This is a genomic window from Gluconobacter frateurii (assembly GCF_002723955.1).
Classification (GTDB): Bacteria; Pseudomonadota; Alphaproteobacteria; order Acetobacterales; family Acetobacteraceae; genus Gluconobacter; species Gluconobacter frateurii.
This window is the reverse complement of the sequence record NZ_BEWN01000002.1, coordinates 513,653-538,776: the sequence shown is the minus strand read 5'-3', so window position 1 is coordinate 538,776 and position 25,124 is coordinate 513,653. Positions and strand designations below refer to the sequence as shown.

Sequence of the window (25,124 nt, the reverse complement as noted above, 5' to 3'; positions counted from 1 at the left end):
TTATTCCGGGATGCGTTCCAGCAACCATGTCACTGTCTGCGATACGGTCTGTAGCGGTTTGGTGGGCGGGATTTCGGATTTAGGCGCATCTGACTTCACGTCTTCCTGCTTCTCTGACCCTTCCGTCTCGGCTTTTTCTACAACCGGAACCACCTTCCGCAGCGATGCAATCACGATCTGCTTCGTCGCTTCCCGTCGGCCACGCGCCAGATAGACGTCATCTTCCAGCAACAGCATCCCGCCCTTCTGGCGGAAGCGCCAGATCATGCCCCCCACCTGAAGAATAATGTCCTCATCATCCCGCGTGACGCGCACGTCCGGATGAATATGAAACCGCAGAGCAAAAGGTGTTTCACGCTCGCCTTCGAGCACCTCCTGTCCGCGCAGGTCCTCTCCATCTGCTCCCAGATACAGACGCCGCGTCCATTTCACGCCCAGCGGTGGATGATACCCATCATGAGACAGATCCAGCCAGTGAGCCTCGCCGCTGGTCTGATGCTCGCAGGTAACGTGCGCCGGGCGACGGGTCACATGTCCATCAGGACCAAAATCCGAAGAAGACAGACCGTCCGCGACCAGCACTGTATGAGAGGCACTGCCCCTCAAAGCCTGCTCCCATGCGCCTGTCTGTGCGCTGCCACAGTTAACGAACAGACGATGACGCTGGTTCGAGAACTCGAAAGACAATGTCCCTGCATGCGCTGTGCGATCATATCCGGCAGGGGCTGGTGCACCGTTATCAACAATCAGAAGAGATTTCCCCAACGCCAGTCGGGTGAATTTCCCCTGCGGCATAGCGGGAGCAATCAGCTTCTGCCGCGATCCCTGCGCCAGTACATCTTCAACGGCTGCACTGTGATGCTCACGGGAACCATTGAACACAGCCAGACCGCCATCCCCATGACGCATGGCCCGCAAAACCGGACAAACCCGATCCAACGCCATATCAAGAACCGGAGGCACACTGGAATGGGCCGTACGAAACATGACGGACATTTCCGCCAATTCGCGTGCTGTCTGATACTGCGCTTCCGGCGAACGCTCGATCACCGCGCCATCCGGCAGGATCAGACGCTCGATTTCGGAGGGTAGATACCGCAGAAACCGCGTCATGAAACCAGAATGATCCGGCATGGCCAGCGCTGCGGCCAAAAGGCCACGTAGAGCCGTCAGAGCCCGCCAGCCCTGAGGTTCCAGCGGCAAAAGGGCTGCAATGGTCCGCCCTTCCACCAGCATTCGTTCCATCAGCTTCTGCTGAAGTTTCCGGTCAGCAGACGCAAGACAGAACTCATGATTAGCCAGCCAAGACGACAGGCGTGCCCCGGTCACGCAGGCGTCTTTAACCAGCGGGTCGGTCGGCGGATGCGCGAGCCAGTCCCCGACCAAAGCGCGTGCAGTCAGACGGGCGTCGTCGCTTCCAAGGGTACGAAGGTCACGGAGCCATGCGAAACTGTGCAGCCATTGTTTTGCAGGTTCCGGCCATGGACCACGTTCCCACTTGCCGCGCGGAAGCTCGTAATCCTGTCGATCAAACCGGAAACGACCCGCGACCAGGCGGGCGCCCTGTTCGGCATCCCCCTTCCACGGGTCACGATAAACATAAACCGGCCCTTCGAGGGCGGCACCACCAACAGGCAAACGTGCGAATGAAAGCTTTGCGTCCTTGATCCAGCGACTAATGGGCATCAGGCGCTGTCTTCCTTGAAGGGACCTTCAAGGGCGTGAATAGCGGCATCGCGATCCGGCTTCCCGAAAATCGCAGACCCCGCGACCAGCATTCTGGCGCCCGCTTCAACCACACGCGGCGCGGTCGTCGGATCAATTCCGCCATCGACAGCCAGAACAATATCCCGACCACTGTCCTTGATCATGCGAGCCAGCGTGCGGATCTTTGGAAGCTGGCTTTCCAGGAAACTCTGTCCCCCAAATCCCGGGTTCACGGTCATAACCAGAATGATGTCCACCAGATCCAGAACCTGAGACAGGGCTTCCGGCGGCGTCGCAGGGCAGATCGCGATTCCGGGACGACAACCCAGGGCCCGAATGGTCTGGAGCGTCCGATGCACATGGGGTGCATTTTCCACATGAACCGTGATGTGATCCGCACCGGCCTTTGCCGTGGCTTCCAGATATGGGTCCACCGGGTCAATCATCAGATGCACGTCGAACTTCGCGTCCGTGTGCTTTCGCAACGCAGCGATAACCGGTGGCCCGAAAGAGATGTTCGGCACGAAATGACCGTCCATCACATCCAGATGCAACCAGGGCGCACGGGAGATGGATGCAATCTCATCTCCGAGACGGGCGAAGTCGGCAGCCAGCAGGCTGGGGGCGACAATGATCGGGGATCGTTCTGTCATGATCTATGTATCGGCAAAGCAAACTCCAGACGCAAGACAGTTCCGCACATGCCCGCGTGTTCGTGAGCGACACAGCATTTACACATCCCGGAACCCGATGGTCTCTGATGCGTCCTCATTGACACTGTCTGATGACTACAAGCGCAGTGTGGAGTTTTTATGTCCGATCGCCTTTCTCCGAGCCTTTTGAGCCGGGACGCCTGGATCCGGCGGCCGTCCCACCGGGCGTGGCTCGAAATGCAGGGACGCCGACTGCTGGATTTCAGCAAGGAAGGCTGCATTGATGGCGGCTTTGCAGGGTTGGATCTAGAGGGACATCTGCCAGAAGGCGCAAAGCCGGAAGCCACCCTTACCGCGCGTTGCGTCCACGCTTATGCGACAGCAGAACTTCAGGGCATTCCGGGCAGCGCGCCCCTCGTTGCACACGGCGTGAATGCGCTCCTGACCTCGTTCCGTGACCAGGAACACGGTGGCTGGAATCATTTTGCGGATCGTCCTCATGATCGCAAACAGGCCTATCTCCATGCGTTCGTTGCCTTGGCCGCGTCCTCCGCAGTGCTGATTGGTGTGGAAGACGCGAATACTCTTTTGAAGGACGCCATCCATCAGATTGAGACCCATTTCTGGTCCGAAGAAGAAGGCGTGATGCGCGAGAGTTTCGCGGACGACTGGTCAGACGAAGAAAACTACCGCGGTGCCAACAGCAACATGCACTCCACCGAAGCCTTTATGGCTCTCGCGGATGTTACCGGGGATGTAAAATGGCTGCATCGCGCCCTGCGGATCGTCACGAAGTTTGTTCATGACCTGGCGTCCCAACAAGGCTTTGCCATGCCAGAACATTTCAGCCGGGACTGGGATCTGCTGCGAAATTATCATGAAGACAAACCCACAGACGACCTACGCCCCTATGGCATGACGCCCGGACATTTCGTGGAATGGTCCCATCTGACCGTGAAGCTGGAAGCCGCTCTTTTGCGCCGAGGAGAAAAAGCCCCCGGCTGGATGCTCCATGATGCACAGGCATTATTCGAGACTGGCATGAAAACCGGCTGGAACGTCGATGGCCTGCCCGGCATGGTTTACACGATCGACTGGGAGCACAAGCCGCATATCCGATCCCGTGTGCACTGGGCACACGCGGAAGCCCTGACGGCCGCCATCAACCTGTACAAGCGCACCGGTAATCCACATTACGAGCACTGGTACAGAACGATCTGGGACTATATCGATACGACCCTGATTGATCGCGATTTCGGAAGCTGGTTCAACGAAGTCAGCCCTGAAGGCGAACCCACCGAACATATCTACAAGGGAAAAGGCGATCTGTATCACGCCTATCAGGCCACCCTTGCTCCGATGATGCCTTTGTCACCGTCGCTCGCCACGGCGATTGAACAGATTGGCGTCCCTTACTGAGCCCCATCTCTGGAAGGTAGCGTTTTCGTCAGGGCATAAACTGGCAGTGCCACCGCTTCCCGGAACAGATACCAGAGTTCCGGAATGCGAAACCGTGGTGGATACGCCCCTGAAACCCGATTTACGCCAGCATGGCGGAGGGCCCATTCCGCACGCATGATGTGAAACCATTGTGAGACCACAACAGCGCCATCGGGAGATTCTTCCGCTACATGCAAGGCGGTGAGCCAGGTGTTGTTGCCTTGTGAATCTACGATGATGTCTGATGCTGGCACACCATGCGCCTCCAGCCAGTGCGCCATGATCTCGGCTTCGTCCTGATGGTTTTCCGTCTCGACGGCACCGCTGACCAACAAGGTTCGCACATGATGCTCTTTCCAGAGATCCAGTCCGCTTTCCAACCGATCCCGCAAGGCCGGTTTCGGCACCCCCTGATCCGTGACAGCCGTTCCAAAGATCACAGCCATTTCGGCAGGCTGAACAGAAGACCGCACACCGCACCACGCGACAACGCCGCACCAAGCAGTCAGCAGAAGGCCCAAAACGCAAAGCGCTACCAGCCCGGCTTTTAAAAGCGAGCGCTTCACAGATGCTTCTCATTCTGCTGCTGGCGAACACGGGTGATGTAGAGCAACGCCACGCCCGCGGCCAGAAATCCTGAAAGTGCCCCGACCCCAAGCGACCATCTCGGCCCAAACGAATTGGCCACCCACCCCACCACAGGCGCCCCAAATGGAGACGCACCGGCAAACACAGCAAAGCGGATCGCCAGCACACGCCCGCGCATCGCAGGTTCGCTGGAGAGCTGCATGAAGCTGTTGCTGGTTGCCGTAAAGGTCAGGGACGACATTCCCGTAATGATAAGCGCCAGCGCAAAGATCCAGTACCCTGGTGCCAGAGCCGCAAACAGACAGCCCACGCCAAAAATCACAGAGCCTCTCAGCAGCACATCAAAATCTGCCTGCACCCGACGTGCCGCCAGGAATCCGCCAAGCAGCGTCCCGATCGCCATGGCAGAATTCAGAACGCCGTAACCGTGCGCACCAACATGGAAAACACTGACGGCCATGGTCGCAATAAAGATCGGAAAATTCAGCCCGAAAGCACCAATGATAAACAACATCACCAGAATGGTTCGCAGGTCTTCCCGCGCCCAGACGTAACGCAGACCACTCGTCAAAGCATTCCGCTCGTTTTTCTTTGCACGCTCAAAACGGAACAAAGTATCCCTGCGGATGAGCAAAAGGGAGGCCGTGACACCGAAAAACGACAGACCATTCAGCATGAAGGACCAGCCCGACCCAACCTCTGCAATGCAAAATCCGGCGACTGCCGGGCCTATCATACGCCCGGCATTATAGGACATGGAGTTGATGCCGACCGCATTCGGGAGATCCTTCTCTCCCACAAGCTCGCCGACAAATGTCTGCCGGATAGGACTGTCAAACGCCGCCACACAGCCGCTGAGAAAAGCAAACAGATCCACCTGCCACAGCCGAACCGTGCCTGTAATGACCAAAAGCCCAAGACCAACCGCCAGAGTGCCCAGTGCCGCCTGCGTGAACAGGAGGAATTTGTGTTTCTCAACCCGATCCGCAACGAGGCCGGTCCAAAGGATAAGCAGAAGCGGGGGAGCGAGCTGAAGGGCCATGACGATGCCGATAGCCATGGCATCGTGGTTTGTCAGTTCTGTAAGGACCAGCCAGTCCTGGGTCGTAAGCTGCATCCATGTTCCGATATTGGAAAACACGGACCCCATGGCCCAGATACGATAATTGGGGCGCCCCAGGGAACGGAAGGTCTCACCGATCACAGGCGATCCTTCGAACTGAAATACAACAGATGGGCGGACAGACGGGCATCCACCCACTGTCAGGAATCTTCCGTTGGATGTCGAGGGTTATTCCACGAAAGCGAGCTTCTCATCTCCGTTATGGCCACACGCCATCGACGAAGTTTTGAAGACGTTCCTGATTGACATTCCCCTGTCTCCCATGGATGGAGTGCTTCTTCACCTTGGGGTGCCCTGTCAAAGGGCTGAGAGACTGCTGAGGGTGTGTTCCGTTGCGGGGCAGACCGGCGCAGTGACCCATCGAACCTGATCCAGTTCATGCTGGCGGAGGGATGGTGGCTACTGACAGATCCACAGACTGGATTTTCGGTGTCTCTCGTCGTCCCTGTCCTGCCTGGGCGGGATCGTAGTCTTGCAGGCGGGACACGACGTTCATGAGCAACCGATTTTCATACAGGCCGCGTCCCGTCCCTGCGGTTCTGCTCGGCCTGACTGTGTGTGCTGGTACGGTGCGCGCGGCTGATACCACAGCCCTCACTCCACCTGCCTCCAGTGCCCCGAAAACCGAGTACATTACCGTTCACCGCATCTCTGACAGCGCGCCCGGGCACCAGCCCGGCGGTGGCCTGATCCGACCGGAAAACAGCGTGCGCTCCATCAGCACCGTCAGCCGCGATTACATGGACAAGCAGCCCCCGATGGCGACGGCCTATCAGCTTGCCTCCATGCTGCCCGGCGCCAACGTTGCCACATCCGATCCGTTCGGCTTTTCGCCCAACACCAACCTGACCGTTCGCGGCCTGAACAATGACGCCATCGGTTATGTGCTGGAAGGCACGCCGCTGAACGATGTCGCCTATTATTCCGGATATCCGAGCCAGTTCGCTGACAGTGAGAACTACAGTCAGGTCGCGCTCGCCCAAGGGGCGGCCGATCTGGACAGTCCCGTCCTGAACGCCGCCGGTGGCCTGATGAGCCTGTCCTTTCTCGATCCGTCACAAAAGGCCGGGGGTTTCGCCAGCGTCTCCTATGGCTCCTTCGACACCAACCGCGAATTCATTCGCCTTGAAACAGGCAACATCGGCAATTCCGGCATTCGTGGCTTTGTATCCTACTCCCACAGCGCCAGCGACAACTGGCGTGGGCCGGGGCGGGACAAACGCCAGCATGTCGATTTCAAGTTCCTGAAGGAATGGGGTCAAGGCAACCGCGCCAGCCTCATTGGCTCCTTCAATACAACCATCACCAGCTATTATCCGCAGGTTACGATGGAAAGCTGGAAAGCCGATGGCATTCATGGCGCGAACAACCTTGCAGGCCATTATGACGCCTCCAACGCAGACAACGCCGTTAATTACTGGCGTCTGTGGCGTGACCCGGAACGCACCTTCTATGCAGGCGCGCCCGTCCATCTGCATCTGACGCATAAGCTTTCCCTAGACGTCACACCTTACGCACAGTTCGCCTATGGCAACGTTCCGGGCGGCTCCACACTGACGGAAACCGGTCTCTATAACGGCACCCAACCCCTGAGTGACACGCTCACGCTGCCCAATGCACAGGATGGCACCGCTGTCGTGCGTGCCAACTACACGCAACGCAGTTATCGCTCCGGATTCAATTCCACCCTGCATTACAAAACCGGCTGGAACGATTTCGTCCTCGGTTACTGGTATGATTACGGAGACGACAACGAGCAGCAGCCCTTCACAACCGTTTCCGCGACCGGCGCTTCAGGCGATATCTGGGCGGAAAACAGCAGCAGCCTGATCCATCTTGCGAACGGACAGAAACTGCTGGGCGGCAGCTTCCACACCATTTCCCAGACCAACGCACTGTATGTGGGCGATCATATCTCGCTCCTGCATGATCGCCTGACCATCGAAGCCGGTTTCAAGGCCGTCATGATGAGCCGCGCTGGCACGAACAATGTTCCCGGCCCCCAGTATCGCGTGGCATCCAACAGCATGGAGCCTCTGCCGCGTCTTGGCGTCCGCTGGCGCATTGATGAGCAGAACCAGATCTTCTTCAACGCCACGACCAATTTCCGCGCGCCTGACCAGACAGCCCTTTACAACACCTATGACCCAACCTCCGGCGCACTCGCGACAACAGGCAGCGCAGACGTCCGCAACGAATATTCTATTTCAGAAGAACTGGGATATCGCCGCACAGGACAATGGATCATCGGCAGCCTGACGCTGTTCAACTACAACTTTACCAACCGCCAGATCTCAACGTTGGCCTCCCAGAACGGCTCCATCATTCAGACGACCATGAATGCCGGCGGCCAGACCTCCCGCGGCGTGGATGTGGAAATCGGCCTCCGCCCCTGGCACCACTTTAGCCCTTACGTCTCGGGCGAGTATCTACACGCCACCATTGATAACAACATCGCCTCCGGCGGCGACCTTCTGCCGACCAAGGGCAGAATCGCCGTTCGAAGCCCGACACTTCAGGCCGCGGCTGGCATCAGCTACGATGACGGGCATATCTTTGGCGTCGCCACCCTGCATTACACCGGGCACCAATACGCAACCTTCATGAATGATGAGCGGATGTCAGACCGTACGACTGGCGATATTTCCGTCGGCTATCGCTTCGGTGATGTGTCTCGCCTGCACAAACCAACCCTGCGCCTGAACTTCATCAACATCACCAATGAGCGCTCCCTCTCCGGCGTTGCCAGCCCGACCCTGAACGCAAAGGACACGAACGGTATTTACGGCAGCACGATCAGTGGGAGCGCTCCGAGTTATTACGTCGGCGGCGGTTTCGCGGCCCTGTTCACAGCGTCCACAGGCTTCTGAACTCGTGACTGTTCCCGGACAGTTCGGCGTCAAGGGTGTGCAGGCTGAACGGCATTGGCCGCCGCTGACGCTGGATGAAGCAAGCCGTGTTCTGAAACACTTTGCTCTGGCCTTCACCCCGGATACTCTTCTGTGGCACGGCCAGCGCCCCTTTTCTGCGACCGCCCTCATAAATCTGGCCAATGGACCCGTGCTGTTCCTCAAACGGCATGATCCCCGCCTGCGCGATCAGACCGCCCTCATGGAAGAACATGCGTTCATGAGGCATCTCGCTATACAGGGCCTCCCGCTGCACGTTCCGCTGAAAGATCGCACGGGTCGCTCTGTCGTGGAAGAAAACGGTTGGATTTACGAAGTCTTTCGCCCGCTTCCTGGCTCGGACCTGTATCGGGATGTTCAGTCCTGGGAGCCGTTTTTCTGCGTTGACCAAGCCCATACGGCAGGACGGGCACTCGCGCGTCTCCATCTCGCTTCAAAAGAATACGCAGCCCCTGCGCGCCCGAATGACCGCCTGCTGCTCTCCAGTTTTCAGGCCATTACCCAGCCAGACCTTGAGGCGGGTCTCGCCCAGTGGGGCAAATCCCAACCCGGACTGAACGCCCTCTTTCAAGCACCGTCATGGGAGCAGGATCTCAAAGTCCTGCTCCCATTCTATGACCGTCTCAAACCCCTTTTGCCCGACATCGAACCGCTCTGGGGACACGGAGACTGGCACCCCTCGAACCAGTTCTGGACATCCAGCGATCCCACAGCGGAGATCTGCGGAATTTTCGATTTCGGTATGTCAGACCGGACCTGCGCGGCCTATGACCTCGCCGTCGCCATCGAGCGCACTGCCATTACGTGGCTTGCTCCAGATTACACAGTGGCATGGGATCAACTGACAGCCCTGCTCGCCGGGTATCACTCCATCCATCCGCTTTCACCGACCGAGCGCAGACTGGTCGTCGCGTTTCTCCCCTTGGTACATGTCGAATTCGCACTCTCGGAAGTCTCGTATTACCGCACCCTCGTGCACGACGAAGCTTCCGCAACCGTGGCCTATTCGGACTATCTCCTCGGTCATGCACACTGGTTCGCAGGGCCAGACGGTCAGGCGCTTCTAAGCTGGCTTGAAAACACTCTGGAACAGACCGCTTCATGTCCCTGACCGAGCTTCTCGCCGCTCTTCTCAGCGCCGCAGGTGTCTGGCTGACAGCGAAACGCCAGATGGCCTGCTGGCCAGTCTCACTGATCGCTGCCGTGCTTTATGGCTGGGTGTTCTTCGCAGCACGGCTTTATGCGGATGCCGCCTTGCAAGCCGTATTCTGTGGCTGCCTGTTTTACGGCTGGTGGCAGTGGAAAACAGATGGCTCGCAAGGAGACGCTACCCTCCACATCCGGCCCCTCTCAGCCTACACGGCCAGTGCCGGCTTGTTGGCAGGTCTTATCGGCGGCGGACTCTGGGCGTTCTGCCTCGCCCGCTTTACGGACGACCCCACACCTCTCGCCGATGCCATGCTCAGCAGTTACAGCATCGTGGCACAGCTCTGGGCCGCCCGACGCCACACCGCAAGCTGGCTGATGTGGCTCGTGATCGACACAGCGTACGTGCTGCTCTTCCTCACACGCGACCTGTACCCAACCGCCGTGCTGTATGCGGTTTTCATCGGACTCGCTCTACAGGGCCTTCTACGCTGGCGAGCCGCTGAACAGGCGGATCAGCGTCTGGGCTGAGCCGCAAACCAGGGCACCATACGGCGCACAGCCTCTTCAATCCGGTCCGTGGACACCGCAAAGCTGAACCGCATGAAACGGTTCCCATTCACCGGGTCAAAGTCCACGCCCGGCGCAGTCGCAACGCCTGTTTCGATCAGCAGCCGACGGCAAAAAGCGAGACTGGCATCCGTGAGATGGCTGATATCCGCGTAGATATAAAACGCCCCATCAGGAGGCGCGATATGCGTCAGCCCCATCTCCGGCATCGCCGCCAGCAACAGGTCTCTGTTGCGGCGATAAGTGTCGAGATGGCCTTCCAGCTCGTCCACGCAGTCAAAAGCCACAAGTCCGGCATGTTGGCTCAGCGCAGAAGGCGTCAGGAACAGATTGCCCATCCGAGCGCGCGCTGCATCAATCCGATCAACGGGAACCACCAGCCACCCGAGACGCCACGGCGCCATACTGAAATATTTGGAGAAGCTGTTCACCACCATGGCAGACGGCTCATATTCCAGAACGGAATGAGCCGGATCTCCATAGCTCAGGCCGTGATAGATCTCATCTGACACCACGCGGATACCACGATCGCGGCAGACCTTCAGGATAGCCCTTAGTTCTTCATCCCCAAGAATCGTGCCTGTCGGATTGGCCGGGCTGGCAATGATGAGACCATCCGGCGCAGGCTTAATCGCGGCCACAGCATCCGCCGTAAGCTGGAAACGCTCGGCCTCTCCACACTCGATCTCGACGGCCTCCATGTGAAGCGCCCGGAGCGTATTGCGATACGCCACATAACCCGGACGGGCGAGCGCCACCCTCTGCCCCGGAACAAAGCTGCTTGTCAGGGCAAGAACCAGAGCAGGCGAAGCCCCACAGGTCAGAATAACCTGATCGGCCTGAACCGTCGCACCGTACATGTCCTGATAATGGCGCGCGATGCGCTCCTTCAGGGGCTGGCTTTCCCAGTAGCCCATCGGATCAGTCGCAAGAACATGCTGCGCCCGCTCAATAGCTTTTTGGGGCGCACCGGTCGAAGGCTGACCAAACTCCATGTGAATGATGCTGCGCCCTTCGGCAGCCAGTTTGTGCGCAAGGCTGCTGATGGCAATGGCATGGAACTGGTCAATGTCAGGAACAGTCATCGGAAACCCGGGGAAAATGCCAGCCTAGCCAGCAGAAAAAAGGAAAATGCATGATGGCCTGAACGCTGTACGCAGGCAAACCCACTACAAACACAAACGGCGGGAAACAGGCTTTCTGCCCATCTCCCGCCGTCTGCCCAGTCATCTGGACCAAACGAAAAGTCCAGCCTCAGTTGGAGGCTGTATCGTCTTCCGGCAGAGGCTGAACATGCGTGACCTTGCCATAACGATCATAATAGATCACCGCATTGCCACGACGTTCTGCGTAACCATCTGGCTGACCATCACGGGTGCGGAACAGCAGACGGAAAGCATCTGGTTGCTCAATGACCTTGTCCCCCGGTGGCCGGTACGTGAAGCGGCTGAAATCGGCATGGCTCCGGGGAAGAGAGGAATTGCGATACAGTTCGTGCATGTCCGGCTTCTTCGGGCCGTCCCCATCCGCATCCTGCGCGACGGCGGTGCCCGTCAGGGCGAGAACCGCCAATGTGGAAGTCAGGATCCTGCGCATGATGCTCTCCGGTCAGTGCGTTGCGGCAGGCACTGTAGGCGAAACCGTCTTCTGGCTCCAGCCACCTCCCAGTGCGCGATACAATGTGACAAGGTTCTGGAAACGGGCGGCCTGAACCAGAATGGCGTTCTGCTGAGCCTGATAGAGCGTACGCTGTTGCTCAAGCGTGGTCAGATAGCTGTCGATTCCGGCGTCATAACGCATCTTGGCCAGATCATAAGCTTTCTGGGACTGACCGACGAGTTCCTGCATATGCCGGTCCTGCGCCGTGTACGTCTCACGCGCCGTCAGTGCATCAGACACTTCCCGGAAGGCCGTCTGCACTGTCTTTTCATACTGCGCGGCGTACTGAAGCTTCTGCCCCTTCGCCATCCGCAGATTTCCCTCACTCTGCCCCCAGGTGAAGATTGGCAGACTGATGGACGGAGAGACCGTCCAAGTCTCTGCGCCCGGTGTAAACAGCTTGCGGAACTGAAGCGAACTTGTGCCCTCGGACGCCGTCAGTGTCACTTTCGGAAAGAATGCAGCCCGCGCGGCGCCAATATTCGCATTGGCACCAATCAGAGTGTGCTCAGCCGCTACGATATCAGGACGCTGGGCCAGAAGGTCTGACGGCAGCCCCTCAGGCAGATCACTGATCATCGTCTGGGCGCCAAACGGCGCCGGCGGCGGCAGATCAGCCGGCAACGGCACGCCAACCAGAACCTGAAGAGCATGCTCGTCATCCGCCACGGCACGCGTATATTGCGCCTCATTGGCCGAAGCCTGTTCGACCTGCGTCTTGACCTGCGCCAGCGTCAGGGCATCCGTCTCGCCATTGTCATACGAGAGCTGTGTCAGGCGCAGCGTATCGCGCTGGGACTTTAGCGTGTCACGCGTGACCCGAAGCTGCTCACGATCCGCAAGCCACTGGATGTAGGTCGTGCCGATCTGGGACACCGTCGTGATCAGAACGTTCCGCGCCCCCTCGACACTGTTCAGAACCGTCTCAGCCTGCTGCTTCGTCAGGTTCCGGATCCGCCCCCAGAGATCGACTTCATAAGACGAAAATCCGATGGACGTCTGATACAGCCTCAAAGTGGAAATAGAGGTGCCAAGTCCTGGTGCGAAAGAGAAGCCTGCCGTGCTCGACGGAGCCATGAACATGCCCTGCCCACCAGCCGAGATGATCGGGAACAGGGACGCGTTCTGAATTTCATACTGCCCACGCGCCACCGTAATGGCAGCAGCCTGAGCCGCCAGATCCCGGTTGTTTCTCAGGCCCAGTTGGACCAGAGCTTTCAAGCGCGGGTCCGTGAAGAAATCTTCCCAGCCCAGATTATAGACCTTGGCCGCCGAAGAGACGTTTTTAGAGCCTGTGTCCTGCGGGTAGGCGTTCTGCATGGGCTGGGTGGGCTGATGATAGACAGGCGCCATATTGCACCCTGACAGCATCAGCAGTGCGGCAAATCCAAGACGGGCCTTCATGCGCCCTTCTCCCCTTCGATAGCGGGTGTCGTAGTATTATCCAGGTGATCGTATGGGTTCTTGCGATCCCGGATACGAACCACTCGGAAGAGACGCAGAACAACCACGAAGAACACCGGCACGAAGTAGATAGCCAGCAGGGTTGCCGACACCATGCCACCCACAACGCAGGTTCCGATCGCCACACGCGCAGCAGATCCGGCACCCGTCGCAATCGCAAGCGGGAACACACCACACACAAAGGCGATAGACGTCATGAGAATGGGGCGCAGACGCTCCTTGCCCGCTTCCAGAACGGATTCTTCAAGAGACTGACCCTCCTCGAAGAAGGCCTTGGCAAATTCCACGATCAGGATCGCGTTCTTCACCGAGAGACCAACCGTCGTCAGCAGACCAACCTGGAAATAGACGTCATTGGAAAGATCACGACCCAGCGTTGCCGCAATCGCGCCCAGCACACCCAGAGGCAGCACCAGAAGCACCGCAAACGGGATGGCCCAGCTCTCATACAGCGCTGCGAGACAAAACAGGATCACAACAGCGGCCAAGGCATAAAGCGGCCCGGTCGATCCGCTGGAAGCCAGCTGCTCGTAAGACAGGCCAGTCCATTCATAGCTAATGCCACGCGGCAGCTTGGCGAGGATTTTCTCCATTTCCGTCATGGCCTGACCGGAACTCGATCCCACAGCCGGCTGACCCTGAATTTCGTATGAGTTCAGGCCGTTGTAGTCTTCGACTTTCTGCGGCCCACTCTCCCATGTTCCGGATGCAAACGCATTAAACGGAACCATCGTGCCAGTCGTATTGCGGACATACCAGCGGTTCAGATCCTCAGGCGTCATACGAGCCCAGGGCTCACCCTGAATATAGACCTGCTTTACACGGTCATCACGCATGAACTGGTTGACGTAAATGGAGCCCAAAGCGCCTTCCAGCGTCGTGTTGATGTCCGCATTCGTCAGACCAAGTGCATTCGCACGTTCACGGTTGATGTCCAGCTTGAACTGCGGTGCATCTTCCATACCGAGCGGACGAACAGCCTGCAGAAGCGGGTTCTTGGCAGCTTCCATCAGAACCTGATTACGCGCAGCCAGCAGGGCCGCATGTCCCAGATGGCCTGTGTCTTCCAGCTCCAGATCGAAACCCGTGGCGTTACCCAGTTCCATCACGGCAGGCGGGTTCACGGCAAAGATCTGTGCATCCGGATCCATCCAGAAATGCATCATGATCTCGCGGGAAACGGTCATCGTCGTATGAGCCGAGCCCGGACGTTCATCCCAAGGCTTCATACGGATGAAGAACGCACCCGCCGTCTGACCCTGCCCTGCGAAACTGAAGCCCGTCATGGTGAAGACCGACTGGACGTAGTTGCCATACGTCTTCAGCACATAGTCCGTGACCTTCTTGTTGACGGCCGCAGTCTGCTCCTGTGTGGCGTTGTTCCGCATCGTGACCTGGCCGAAAATGATGCCCTGATCTTCATCCGGCAGGAACCCGCCCGGAACGCGGCTGAACAGGAACACCACACCAGCAGTAACGACAACGAACACGATCATGCTGATGACCGGCATGCGGATCATCCGCTTTACACCACCCAGATAACCGTTGGTCACCCGATCGAATGTCCGGTTGAACCAGGCTGCCGGCCCACGATCATGCCCCTTGTGCGTCGGCTTGAGCATCGAGCCGCAAAGCGCTGGCGTCATGACCATTGCCACAAGGACAGAGAGCCACATCGCAGCAACGATCGTGATGGAAAACTGGCGATAGATCACGCCGGTGGAACCACCAAACGCGGCCATCGGCAGGAACACGGCCGTCAGCACCAGAACGATACCGATCAGTGCGCCAGAGATTTCATCCATGGACACACGAGCCGCTTCCTTTGGAGAAAGCCCCTTGTCCGTCATGACGCGCTCGACGTTTTCAACCACGACGATGGCATCGTCCACCAGCAGACCAACAGCCAGCACCATGGCCAGCATGGTCAGGGTGTTGACACTGTAACCCATCACTGACAGCAGGCCGAATGTCCCCAGAAGCACAACCGGCACGGCAATCGTCGGGATCAGCGTTGCACGGAAGTTCTGCAGGAAGACCAGCATCACGAGGAACACCAGCACGATCGCTTCCGCGAGCGTCTCGATGACTTCCTTGATGGAGAGCGTGATGAACGGCTCGGTATCGAGCGGATAGACCAGCTTCAGACCAGCCGGGAAATAACGCTGGAGTTCACCCATACGAGCACGGACGGCAGATTCCGTCTGAAGCTGGTTCGCACCTGGCGCCAGCTTCAGAGCCATCGCAGCGGCAGGGTGATTGTTGTACATCGAGCCCAACGCGTAGCTCTGTGCGCCAAGTTCAACGCGTGCAACATCGCTCAGGCGAACCTGGCTGCCATCCTGCTGAACCTTCAGAAGAATTTTCTGGAATTCTTCAGGAGAACTGAGGCGCGTCGGACCAATGACCGTCGCGTCAATTCCAATGCCCTTTTTGGCTGGAAGACCACCAAGCTCACCAGAAGAAACCTGAATATTCTGTGCCTGGATGGCTGCCTCCACATCTCCGACGGTCAGGCCGTAATTGTAGAGCTTCGAGGGATCCAGCCAGATACGCATCGCATATTCGGAACCGAACAGCGTGTGATCACCCACACCCGAAACACGCGACAGCGGATCGGAAATGTTGGAAGCCACATAATCTGCAATGTCCTGACCGGACATGCTGCCGTCTTCGGAAATGAAGGCCAGAACCATCATGAAGTTCTTGGTGGCCTTCGTGACACTCAGACCCTGAGCCGTCACTTCCGACGGCAGACGCGGCTGTGCAAGCTGGAGCTTGTTCTGAACCTGAACCTGCGCAATGTCAGGGTTGGTGCCCTGCTCGAAGGTCAGATCAATTTCCATCTGGCCACTCGCATAGGAGGAAGCCGACAGATATTCGAGATGATCCAGACCATACATCTGCTGCAGGATCGGGCGCACAACCGTGTTGTTCACCGTCTCGGCAGACGCACCAGGATACATGACGGAAATGGCGATTTGCGGGGGCGCAATGCTCGGATACTGTGCGATCGGCATGCGGGTGATAGCCACCGCACCGACCAGCATGATGATCAGCCCGATGACCCAGGCAAAGATCGGCCGATCAATAAAAAAGCGTGAGAGCGTCATGTGCGGTTACCCGGCCTTTCCAGCAGGAGCAGGCGCTTCCTGAGGTGCGACAGTCGCGCCCGGCTGAATCTTCTGAAGACCATTCACGACAACCTTGTCGCCCGCCTTGACGCCATCCGTGACAAGCCAGTCGGTTCCTATGGTGCGGCTTGTCTGAATGCTGTGCTGCTGCACCTTGTTGTTCGCATCGACAACCATGACATACGGATTACCCTTGGAGTCCCGCTGTACAGCAACCTGGGGCACCAGAAGTCCGTTCGGATCAATACCTTCGCGAACATGCGCGTGTACGAACATGCCTGGCAGCAGGAGATGATCCGGATTGGGGAAGACAGCACGCATGACAAGAGTACCGGTAGCCGGATCAACCGTGACTTCCGACAACTGAAGCTTACCGCGCTGCGGATATTCGGAATCGTCTTCAAGCTTCAGGCCGACAGCAGCAGCGTCATCCCCCTTGCGCTCGACCTGACCCGTCGCAAGTTCGTGCTTCAGACGCAGCATGTCCGCTGCAGCCAGATTGACGTCCACATAGATCGGATCAAGCCGCGTTACGACAGCAATCGGCTGCGTCTGGCCAGCCGTCAGCAAAGCGCCCGGCGTGTAAAGCGTACGACCAATGCGCCCATCAATCGGCGCACGGACATGCGTATAATTGAGATTGACGGCCGCTGCTTCCAGATTGGCTTTGGCCTGTGCCACCTGCGCCTCGGCTTCACGAGCGGTGGCCAGAGTGTTGTCATAATCCTGTGAACTGACAGCATGCGCTTTTACGAGCGGCGCATAACGCCGCAACTGCCCTGACGCACGGCTTGCTGCCGCCTGAGCGTTCAAAAGCTGGGCTTTGGCCTGATCGTAGGCTGCCTGATATGGAGCAATGTAGATCTGAAAGAGCTGCTGGCCCGCTTTGACGTCCGCCCCCTGTTCAAAATCACGCGAAACAATCACACCGTTAACCTGCGGTCGGATCTGCGCCTGCTCATAGGCTTCCGTACGGCCCGGAAGGGATGTTTCCAGCGTGACAGGCTGGGTTTGCAACGTGAGAACGCCAACAGATTGCGGCGGCATCTGAGGCATCGCCTGCTTTTTGTGACAGCCTGCCAGCAAAAGGGGCGCCACAAGCAGAGGCAACACCAATCCAGACGACAGCCGCCGATGATGATCTTTCCCCGAGACGGCAGCTGTTGAGGACATCAAGAATGTTTTCTGAAAAGAAGGCATGATACAGCCGCTATCCTGTGATACAGAAACCACGCAGTTTCCAGTTGAGCTGGAAACTAGCCGGTTTCTTTGATGATCGTCAATTCGGTTTGAACGAATAATCCCCGGAGTTGATCTTGAGCAGTTCTGCCGCCCTGTCCGACGCCCGAAAGCTTCGCTGCTGCGACCAGAACAGTACGCTGGACGATGTGGAACGCAGAACGCGTATCCTGAACGCTGCGAGCTCAATGCTGACGACCCATGGATACCATGCAGCGTCCATGGACAGCATCGCCTCCTGCTCTGGCATGTCTAAAAAGACGCTCTACCAGTTTTTTGAGTCGAAAAAGTCTCTTTTCGAAACACTCATCATTGAGCGACTTTTTGCCCCTATCCCCTACACACCTGTAGAAACAGACCCGTTACAAAAGCAGTTGCAATTGATGATGCTTTTGATTGCCGAACAGCTTCTTAACGAGGAGCGACTGGGCCTTCTCAAGTCCATCATTACTGAAACCACACGCAATCCAGCTGTGCGTCAAATTGTGGCAGACCTGTTCCATTTGTCCGGACGTGCTCTTCCCGTCCAACAATTGCTCTCAAAGCATGTCGATTCAGGTGATCTTCAGATCAATGACGTGGAAGAAGCAGCAGATCTTCTTTTCAGCATGACGCTTGGGGGGCCTCTTCTGGCGCATCTGACTCATTGCAAGCCTCCCAAAGAAGGTGAAAATCTTACGCACTTCATTGAGTATGGGGTCAACACGTTCCTGAAGGCTCATAGCAACCAAAAGTAAATGAGGCCCTCACCCCCCCGCGGGAGGTGAAGACGCCTTCCCCTCTGTTAACAATCGGAACATCGAAGCTGAGGGCTGCCCACTCATTCTGGCAGAAAATTGCTTACCCAGAACAGCAAGCGTTGCGTCATCATGTGCCCGGGATGCATCTGCTCCAATTCTCAATACAAGATCGCTCTCTGCCGACGTCAATGGGCTTTGCGTCCCGCTCGGGGTCGACAACAAAGGCTGAAGCAGATTTTTTAGAACTGCAACTGCGCCTCCCCAGTCTTTCTGCTGCTCCAGAATATCAGCCTGCATTTGCAGAGCGTCCGGCTCCGAACGACCTTGCAAATATCCGAGCGCCTTTTGCGGATTCTGCTGAGCCAGCGCAATTTTCGCCCGGATAAGGACGACCTCAGAAGCTTCAGAATGGCCGCCCGGCAGTGCCCTAATCCCTGCTGGCTCCTCGGGAGGAAGGGCGTGCAGTGCAGCCTCCAGATTTCCCGCGTTTAAATCCAGCCGCGCAATCTGAAGATTTGTCTTCTCAGCATCCTCGCCTTGCTGGAATTCCTGCAGAGCCTGAAGCGTATCCCGTTGAGCTGCGGGCAAACCCAAAATCGCATAACGGCTGGCAAGAGCCTTTAGGAAATTGAGCTGAATGCCATTCTCTCCCGTGGCTGCAAGGACCGCTTTTTTCAAAAGGTCAGCTTCAGTCAGCGCGTCGTCTGCTTTATCCGGTGAGTGAGAGGCGACTCCCTTAGCAACATCAGATAAACGCTCCCGACCGGGAAACGCTGTCGTACCGTAAAGTTGTTGACCATCCTGAACAGCCTGCAAGGCTTTCCGCCATTGTCCTGCTTTTATAAAGGCGTCCACTGACAGCAACCTTGCCTCTCGCTCGCGACCTGCCATCCGAAAAGCCGGCATCAGTGCATCCAGACGTTCACCTACTGCTCCGGGCTGCATCTGACCCGTCTCAAGCGCAAGTCTTAGCCCCGCCTCCCGCGCTACAGGCCAAACCATTGGAGACGGCGACCCAGCAAGTGTCTCCAGCCTTTTCGCAGCACCAGGATCATGATCCTGCGCAGCAAGCAGCGCATGGGCCAAGGCTGTATCCGCAGTTTCTGGCATGTTTCGAAAAGCAGTCCGGTCTTCGCCATCTCCAAACCGCACAACCCATTCGGCCGCTGGGGAAAGAAGACGATGCCGCAACGGCTTTGCGTATGAAGCAATTGATGGCAGACCCGCTGCTATCAGCTTTGCAGCCTGCGCACGCTCCTGATCTGATCCTGCCTTTCCTGCACCTGAGGGGACTGTGCGCGCCATTCCCCGCCAGAACTGATCTTCAGGCGCGGAGCCTTCCTCCTCGTTTCGCAGATCTTCCGCAGGGCGCATATTCAGAACAGCAGCAATCTGCCGCAGTCGTTTTACATCGGACCGGGCGATACCCTCGGGTTGATCCTCCAGCGCCGTCTGAAGAATCTGGGCAAGCTCAGGTCCATTCCCTAAACGGGCCATCTCCTGAGCCAGACGAATCCTGGCGTCAAACCTCTGCCCTGCAATAGACGTCGCAGCGGATATCCACGCATGATATGCCGCGGACTGAAGGGCTTCTGGAGATACTTCTCCCAACCTGACCCCTGCTGTTGAGGCTCCATACGCTGCCATTTTTCCCTGCGCGAGAAGAGGTATGCTTCCGGGCCCTATCCGATCCAGAAAGAATTTTCCGGAAGCCTGTCGCAACTCCAACGCGTCAGAATCCGCTGCAACGACTACTCCAATCAGGCTGGGGCGGATCTCAAACCCATCTCCCCTTCGAGCCATGGCATCCGATACTGATCCACTCTGCGCCAACCCCAGCAAAAGACGCCGCCCTGAGTCAGGGTCCTGAAATGTGAGAACCTGCATGGCATCACTGGTCTGAGGTGGCGTGAAGGTAAGCGCCGGCCCTTCCTGGCCCAGTTGCATTGCGCTGGAAGACTCAGAAGCCAGAGATACCGTCCATCCCCCGGCGACAGGTTTGAGTGTAAGAGCCGCATCGACCGGACAACTGATCCGCACCAGTGTGGTGGCACCCACAATCTGGCTTTGCACGGCCCCAAAAGGGGCGATTCCGCCCAGTGCCGCAGTATCAAGAGGGTGACGTCCCCCTGCCACAAGAACGAGACGTCCCCCTTTTCGAAAAGCCGCAATGGGGGTTCTTTCCCCCAAGGGCAGCCACAAACCGGTTACGTCCTGACTGGCAGACGAAGACTGTGGAGAAGCAATTTTGGCAACGCTCGCGCCCTTCTTGTCTCCGTTTTTCTGGGCCTGATCGTTTCCTTTCGGCACGCTGGAAGAGAGAAGAGGAGAAGGATCATTCAAAAATGACCATCCTGGCGGAAGAGAGATATCTTTCGCAGACGATACCGATGGCCCTGCAAGTGCAGTTTCTGCAAAGGCCATCAGCATCAGTGCCAAGGCAGAAATCCGCCGCACGCTCATCCGTTGATACCACGCGGGCCAGCATGAGCATGAATGTTTGCAAGAAGCTGGGTCGCAAGAATGGCTCGCTGCGGTGACATCGCTTCCATAATTGCGGAAGCCTTGCGAGAGCTCATGCGGTTCAGCAGACCAACACCCACCCTGAGATCCAGAATATTGAAGATAACAGCCGCATCAGCAGGCTTCATGGCCTCATAGATTTTTACAAGCCGGTCCGTATCCTGGTTCAAAAGCTCATCAGAATGACGCTCGCTGTCTTCGATCTGAGACCGCGATGCCTGTAGGGCCGTCATCCGGCGCTGAAGCTCCTCTTCCCCGGCATCGACCAGACGCTGCCGCTCATCAAGCGCCTCAGCCTTTCGGTCCAGTTCCTGCTGGCGCGCATTCAGTTCTGCTTTCAAAGCGGGGTCGACGGTTTCTGCGGCCACGCTTTGGGGAGCCTGAGGCGTTCCCTGGCACCCTCCTGCCTTACAGAGATCTGCTGTGGCAGGCACAGGAGCCGCAACAGCCGCAGGCTTTTTTTCCACTGAAGGCGACGTATCGGCCTTCTGAGTTGACGTCTCGGCAGAGACAGGGGCCGCAGAGGGCTGCGCGACAGCGGATGCAACCAGCGACGACCCTGTGGAAGGCTCGGCACCAACATATTCAACAAGATCGTAAACTTTGATGCCCAGAAGCACGATCATCAGGCCACAGCTGATATGGAGCAGGCGGAAAAACATTTTGTTTACCCCTGCTTCTGACGAAGCGCGCGCAGAAGCTCGCGTTCAGCCGCACTTTTGCCGACCGGGCTTTTGGTTACTCCTACGCTACCCAATCGCCCTTCATCCATTCGCGGTCGCAGAGGGGTCCGTAGAGGCATTGTGTCTCCCTCATCCGCATAAGCCATAGCCGCCGGACTTGGCTCCCTCGGTGCTGGCGTGCGGCCTTCAAGAACCTGTGCAGCCGCTTCGGAGCGCTCGCACAATGCCGTCAGCTCATGCTTGAGCACCTTTCCGGATTCTACGGTCTTCCCAAGTGCACGTCCCACCATCTCCGTAGTCTGACGAAGGTGATCGATGCCTGACTGCGCCTGCGCGCTGCTGCTTTCGAGGCTCATGATCAATGCATCAAGCTGCCCACGGTCACGCCGGATCACAGCGAGTGCGCGACCAAGATAGAGGCTGTAGAAAATCGTCACCAGCAGCAGTACTGACAGGGCGATTTCAAGCCCAAGCTGGAACCTGTCCATGAAAACGCTCCGTCTTTTCAGCTATAGGCGGAGGGCCGTTCAGCGGCCTCTCCCCCAATAAGATTTTCTTCGATACGGACAGCCACATGTCCCTGCTTTTTCCCGACGCGCCCTCGGAAAACCGTCTTGCCGCCACATCGCATCTGCACAAGGGATGTCGGGTCGCGGCGCAGCACGAGCCGATCCCCGGGGGAGAGGGTCAGAATATCCTGAAGGTTCATGGTCTGCTCTTCCAGAACAGCATCAAGGGTCACGTCTGTGTTCCAGAGTTCCTGTGCGAGATGGCTTTCCCAGATCCCGTCATGCCCGAACTTTTCGCCCATGAACTGCTGGAGAAGGATCTCACGAACAGGCTCGAGCGTCGCATGAGGCAGGATCAGATCCACGTCACCTCCCCGCCCATCCATGTCGATCCCGAACCGAGCCATGACAACGCCATTCGTGGCGCGTGAAATGGTCGCAAAGCGGGAATTCAGCTCCAGACGATCCAACCGGAAATTCACGGCACAAAGTGGGCTAAAACTCATGGAAAGATCGCTCAGGATCACACGGATCAGCGGCTCGATCAGAGCCCGCTCAATCGCCGTATGGTGACGTCCCTCCGGACGACCTTCGCTAGCCACTGCGGACCGCACACGGTCATGACCGCCGAGCAGAGCATCAATAATGCTATAGACCAGAGAAGAGCTGAGAATGAGAATTCCGTAATTGTCCCACTCTTCCGCCTTGAAGACCGCGAACATCGACTGGCCGGAAACATTCTCCAGATAATCCCCGAACCGCAGGGAATTCAAGCGGTCGATCGAAACTTCAACATTGTCGCTGGTAAAGTTCCGCAGACTTGTCGTCAGGATACGAACGAGACGGTCAAAGACCACCTCCAGCATGGGCAGACGCTCATAGGAGACGGAGGACGTCGTGATCAGTCTTTCCAGACCATTCCCGTCGCCACCCCCCTTCAGAGTGGCGTCACTTCCGAACAGACTGTCGATTTCAGCCTGATTGAGAATGCGGCCCGTACCGTCATCCTCTTCCGGAAATCCGAGATCGTCCATGGAGAGAGCAAATTTGGGAGTCGGCATATCGCCGTTCTCTTCCGAAACCTGATCTGACTGCCTGCCATCCATGTTTGCCGCCTCCGCAGTCACTGCACCAGCAACTCTACAAAGAAGAGATCCCGGACCGGCAGAGGCGCAAGAATGTTGGAAACCTGCGCTAAAAGCGTCTCCCTGAGGCGATAGATGCCGGCACCCGACAGTTCTTCAGGACGCATGCCATGCAGGCAGGTCTGAAAGGCATCCTGGATCTGGGGCATTAACGGCCCGATTTTTGCCGTATCTTTGCTGTCTTCAACCTGAAGACGCGCGCTGATCCGAATATAACGCGCCCTACCCTCACCGGTATCCAGATTGGACACCATCGTGGGAATGGTGATGATCGTCAGCTTTTCGGGTTGTGAGGCAGGTTTTTCAGGATGGGACGCAGGGTGATGGAAGTGCTGCCAGGCGAATGCGCCTCCTCCGGCCAGCAGGACGCAGAGGATCGCTGCAATCATGATGATCCTGCGCTTCCCGCCCCCCTTTGCAGGGGTTTCAAGTTCCGGAGTCTCCGTCGTCACCGTGTATCTGCCTTCTCTTTCGGACAGATCCCATCATCAGTTCAAAAGATTAACGTTGGGTTTATGACGCCCCGGAAAAGGCACCTTTTCCTCTATGCCGGAACCCTTTGCATGGCCGGATTCCTCCTTTCCGGCTGCGCCTCCCAGACGTCCCCTTACAACCGGTATTACGCCGCAAACGGCGCCTACAAAGCACCCGGAACCGCAAGTGATCCGTGGGGGCCGTACATTCAGCAGGCTGCCAATCGCTTCTCGATTCCCGAAGCATGGATTCGCGCTGTCATCCATCAGGAATCGGGGGGTCACCAGTACCTGAACGGGCAACCCATCACATCCAGCGCCGGAGCCATGGGACTGATGCAGTTGATGCCCCAGACCTATGCGGAAATGCAGAGTCGCTTCGGACTGGGATCTGACCCCTACGAACCTCACGACAATATCATGGCAGGCACGGGCTATATCCAGATCCTGTCCCGCAAATACGGCGCCCCTGCATTTCTGGCGGCCTACAATGCTGGCCCGCAACGCCTTGAAGACTATCTCTATGAAGGGCGATCCCTCCCTAACGAGACCGTCAATTATGTCGCCAGCATTACTCCTCATCTGGGAACGCAGGTGGCCATGACCGGCCCTCTCGCCGCCTATGCCTCAACCACTCAGCTCAACGCGTCTCCAATGGAGGTGGCGGAAGCCCCCGATACCTCCACTCAGTTGGCCATGAATCAGACGTCAAGCAGCTACGCTCCTCCACAACAGAGTGTCCAGCAGGCCTGGGCGGGTCGACGCATCACATCCGTTCCGTCTGATACCATGCCGCCAGATCTGCCACCTGCGGTCCCCTGTGACCCGAACGGTGCCTATGATCCGGATACCACCTGCATCCAGACGCCCGCTCCATCCGGTCAACTTGCTCCGCCATCTGCAACCGCAGCGCCTCAGTATGCGTCCAGCAGCAACCTTCCCCCCGCGCCTGTCATTCCCACGCCTGCCCGAACGGCCAGGGCTTCATCTGGCCTGACGCCCATGAGTGTGAGCTATCGCACTCCCGGAAGCTATGGAGACTGGGGTATTCAGGTAGGCGCATTTGCAAATCCCGGACAGGCACGTTTCGCAGCCACAATGGCCCGACAGAGCGCCTTCTCTCCCCTTCAGGCTTCGCGCATCGAGATTCAGCCGACTGTCGCACACGGAACACGCTTCTGGAGGGCAAGACTGGCAGGAATCAGCCGCTCAGGTGCTGCTCAGGCCTGCAATACTTTGTCAGGACAGGGGATGGCCTGTATGGCGGTCCCTCCGGGGCATTAAGTTACTCATAAATCGGGGTTTTCGTAAGAAAACTCAATGCGCGTTGGCAACAGGCGTGGTTTGCCGTATGTTCCCATGCAGATTGGACATACCTGCCACGCATGAAGTGTAGGTGATCCCTGTCCAGACATTGTT

Annotated in this window: 21 protein-coding genes and 1 riboswitch; of the genes, 6 read left to right on the top strand and 15 right to left on the bottom strand. The window is 57.6% G+C overall.

Annotation, left to right across the window (positions count from 1 at the left end):
* Positions 1-1,686 carry a heparinase II/III family protein gene (locus GFR01_RS07900; protein WP_099181973.1) on the bottom strand — a complete coding sequence of 562 codons (1,686 nt, stop codon included), beginning with the start codon at positions 1,684-1,686 and terminating at the stop codon, positions 1-3.
* A complete protein-coding gene (gene rpe, locus GFR01_RS07895; protein WP_099181972.1) occupies positions 1,686-2,360 on the bottom strand; it encodes a ribulose-phosphate 3-epimerase in 675 nt (224 codons plus the stop codon). The genes GFR01_RS07900 and rpe overlap by 1 nt, the downstream gene beginning before the upstream one ends.
* Positions 2,361-2,519: 159 nt before the next feature.
* On the opposite strand from rpe, the gene GFR01_RS07890 reads away from it, so the two are divergent.
* Complete coding sequence (locus GFR01_RS07890) at positions 2,520-3,779, top strand: AGE family epimerase/isomerase (RefSeq protein ID WP_099181971.1); 1,260 nt, start codon at positions 2,520-2,522, stop codon at positions 3,777-3,779.
* Here GFR01_RS07890 and GFR01_RS07885 read toward each other — a convergent pair.
* Together GFR01_RS07885 and GFR01_RS07880 are read right to left on the bottom strand one after the other, a co-directional pair.
* Positions 3,773-4,366, bottom strand: a complete 594-nt coding sequence (locus tag GFR01_RS07885; RefSeq protein ID WP_244902202.1) for a YdcF family protein — start codon at positions 4,364-4,366, stop codon at positions 3,773-3,775. The two genes, GFR01_RS07890 and GFR01_RS07885, sit on opposite strands and share 7 nt — an antisense overlap.
* Positions 4,363-5,592 carry an MFS transporter gene (locus GFR01_RS07880; protein ID WP_174694680.1) on the bottom strand — a complete coding sequence of 410 codons (1,230 nt, stop codon included), beginning with the start codon at positions 5,590-5,592 and terminating at the stop codon, positions 4,363-4,365. Before GFR01_RS07880 ends, GFR01_RS07885 begins: the two co-directional genes overlap by 4 nt.
* 194 nt (positions 5,593-5,786) lie before the next feature.
* Positions 5,787-5,921, top strand: a riboswitch (TPP riboswitch).
* Positions 5,922-6,005: 84 nt separating this feature from the next.
* Here GFR01_RS07880 and GFR01_RS07875 point away from each other — a divergent pair.
* Genes GFR01_RS07875 through pnuC form a run of 3 tightly spaced genes read left to right on the top strand, consistent with a single transcriptional unit; the run spans position 6,006 to position 10,097 of the window.
* Positions 6,006-8,381: a TonB-dependent receptor gene (locus GFR01_RS07875; protein WP_099181969.1), complete on the top strand. Its 2,376-nt coding sequence runs from the start codon at positions 6,006-6,008 to the stop codon at positions 8,379-8,381.
* Between the two features lie 4 nt (positions 8,382-8,385).
* Positions 8,386-9,531 carry a phosphotransferase enzyme family protein gene (locus GFR01_RS07870; protein WP_099181968.1) on the top strand — a complete coding sequence of 382 codons (1,146 nt, stop codon included), beginning with the start codon at positions 8,386-8,388 and terminating at the stop codon, positions 9,529-9,531.
* Complete coding sequence (gene pnuC, locus GFR01_RS07865; RefSeq protein ID WP_099181967.1) at positions 9,522-10,097, top strand: nicotinamide riboside transporter PnuC; 576 nt, start codon at positions 9,522-9,524, stop codon at positions 10,095-10,097. Before GFR01_RS07870 ends, pnuC begins: the two co-directional genes overlap by 10 nt.
* Here pnuC and GFR01_RS07860 read toward each other — a convergent pair.
* The 6 genes from GFR01_RS07860 to GFR01_RS15935 form a co-directional block, all read right to left on the bottom strand.
* Positions 10,082-11,221, bottom strand: a complete 1,140-nt coding sequence (locus tag GFR01_RS07860) for a pyridoxal phosphate-dependent aminotransferase (RefSeq protein WP_099181966.1) — start codon at positions 11,219-11,221, stop codon at positions 10,082-10,084. The genes pnuC and GFR01_RS07860 overlap by 16 nt on opposite strands.
* A 169-nt stretch (positions 11,222-11,390) precedes the next feature.
* Positions 11,391-11,732: a hypothetical protein gene (locus tag GFR01_RS07855; protein WP_010504078.1), complete on the bottom strand. Its 342-nt coding sequence runs from the start codon at positions 11,730-11,732 to the stop codon at positions 11,391-11,393.
* A gap of 12 nt (positions 11,733-11,744) precedes the next feature.
* Positions 11,745-13,199: an efflux transporter outer membrane subunit gene (locus GFR01_RS07850; protein WP_099181965.1), complete on the bottom strand. Its 1,455-nt coding sequence runs from the start codon at positions 13,197-13,199 to the stop codon at positions 11,745-11,747.
* Positions 13,196-16,372: an efflux RND transporter permease subunit gene (locus GFR01_RS07845; RefSeq protein WP_099181964.1), complete on the bottom strand. Its 3,177-nt coding sequence runs from the start codon at positions 16,370-16,372 to the stop codon at positions 13,196-13,198. Before GFR01_RS07845 ends, GFR01_RS07850 begins: the two co-directional genes overlap by 4 nt.
* 6 nt (positions 16,373-16,378) lie before the next feature.
* Positions 16,379-17,593 carry an efflux RND transporter periplasmic adaptor subunit gene (locus GFR01_RS07840; protein ID WP_099181963.1) on the bottom strand — a complete coding sequence of 405 codons (1,215 nt, stop codon included), beginning with the start codon at positions 17,591-17,593 and terminating at the stop codon, positions 16,379-16,381.
* A 79-nt stretch (positions 17,594-17,672) separates the two neighbouring features.
* The gene (locus GFR01_RS15935) at positions 17,673-17,855 is read right to left on the bottom strand and encodes a hypothetical protein (protein ID WP_240284700.1); all 183 of its coding nucleotides are present in this window, start codon (positions 17,853-17,855) and stop codon (positions 17,673-17,675) included.
* Here GFR01_RS15935 and GFR01_RS07835 point away from each other — a divergent pair.
* Entirely contained in the window at positions 17,854-18,369 is a 516-nt protein-coding gene (locus GFR01_RS07835; RefSeq protein WP_240284701.1) for a TetR/AcrR family transcriptional regulator, read from the top strand. The two genes, GFR01_RS15935 and GFR01_RS07835, sit on opposite strands and share 2 nt — an antisense overlap.
* A gap of 9 nt (positions 18,370-18,378) precedes the next feature.
* On the opposite strand, the gene GFR01_RS07830 is transcribed toward GFR01_RS07835, so the two are convergent.
* The 5 genes from GFR01_RS07830 to GFR01_RS07810 are packed head-to-tail and all read right to left on the bottom strand — an operon-like array spanning position 18,379 to position 23,684.
* Complete coding sequence (locus GFR01_RS07830; protein WP_099181962.1) at positions 18,379-20,835, bottom strand: tetratricopeptide repeat protein; 2,457 nt, start codon at positions 20,833-20,835, stop codon at positions 18,379-18,381.
* Complete coding sequence (locus GFR01_RS07825) at positions 20,832-21,557, bottom strand: MotE family protein (RefSeq protein WP_099181961.1); 726 nt, start codon at positions 21,555-21,557, stop codon at positions 20,832-20,834. The genes GFR01_RS07830 and GFR01_RS07825 overlap by 4 nt, the downstream gene beginning before the upstream one ends.
* Positions 21,558-21,562: 5 nt before the next feature.
* Entirely contained in the window at positions 21,563-22,066 is a 504-nt protein-coding gene (locus GFR01_RS07820) for a DUF6468 domain-containing protein (RefSeq protein ID WP_099181960.1), read from the bottom strand.
* A gap of 17 nt (positions 22,067-22,083) precedes the next feature.
* A complete protein-coding gene (gene fliM, locus GFR01_RS07815; protein WP_099181959.1) occupies positions 22,084-23,193 on the bottom strand; it encodes a flagellar motor switch protein FliM in 1,110 nt (369 codons plus the stop codon).
* A gap of 17 nt (positions 23,194-23,210) precedes the next feature.
* Positions 23,211-23,684: a flagellar basal body-associated FliL family protein gene (locus GFR01_RS07810; protein WP_063903131.1), complete on the bottom strand. Its 474-nt coding sequence runs from the start codon at positions 23,682-23,684 to the stop codon at positions 23,211-23,213.
* Positions 23,685-23,747: 63 nt separating this feature from the next.
* Between GFR01_RS07810 and GFR01_RS07805 the strand changes: the two genes are divergently transcribed.
* Entirely contained in the window at positions 23,748-24,989 is a 1,242-nt protein-coding gene (locus tag GFR01_RS07805) for a lytic transglycosylase domain-containing protein (protein WP_099181958.1), read from the top strand.
* Positions 24,990-25,124 lie beyond the last annotated feature (135 nt).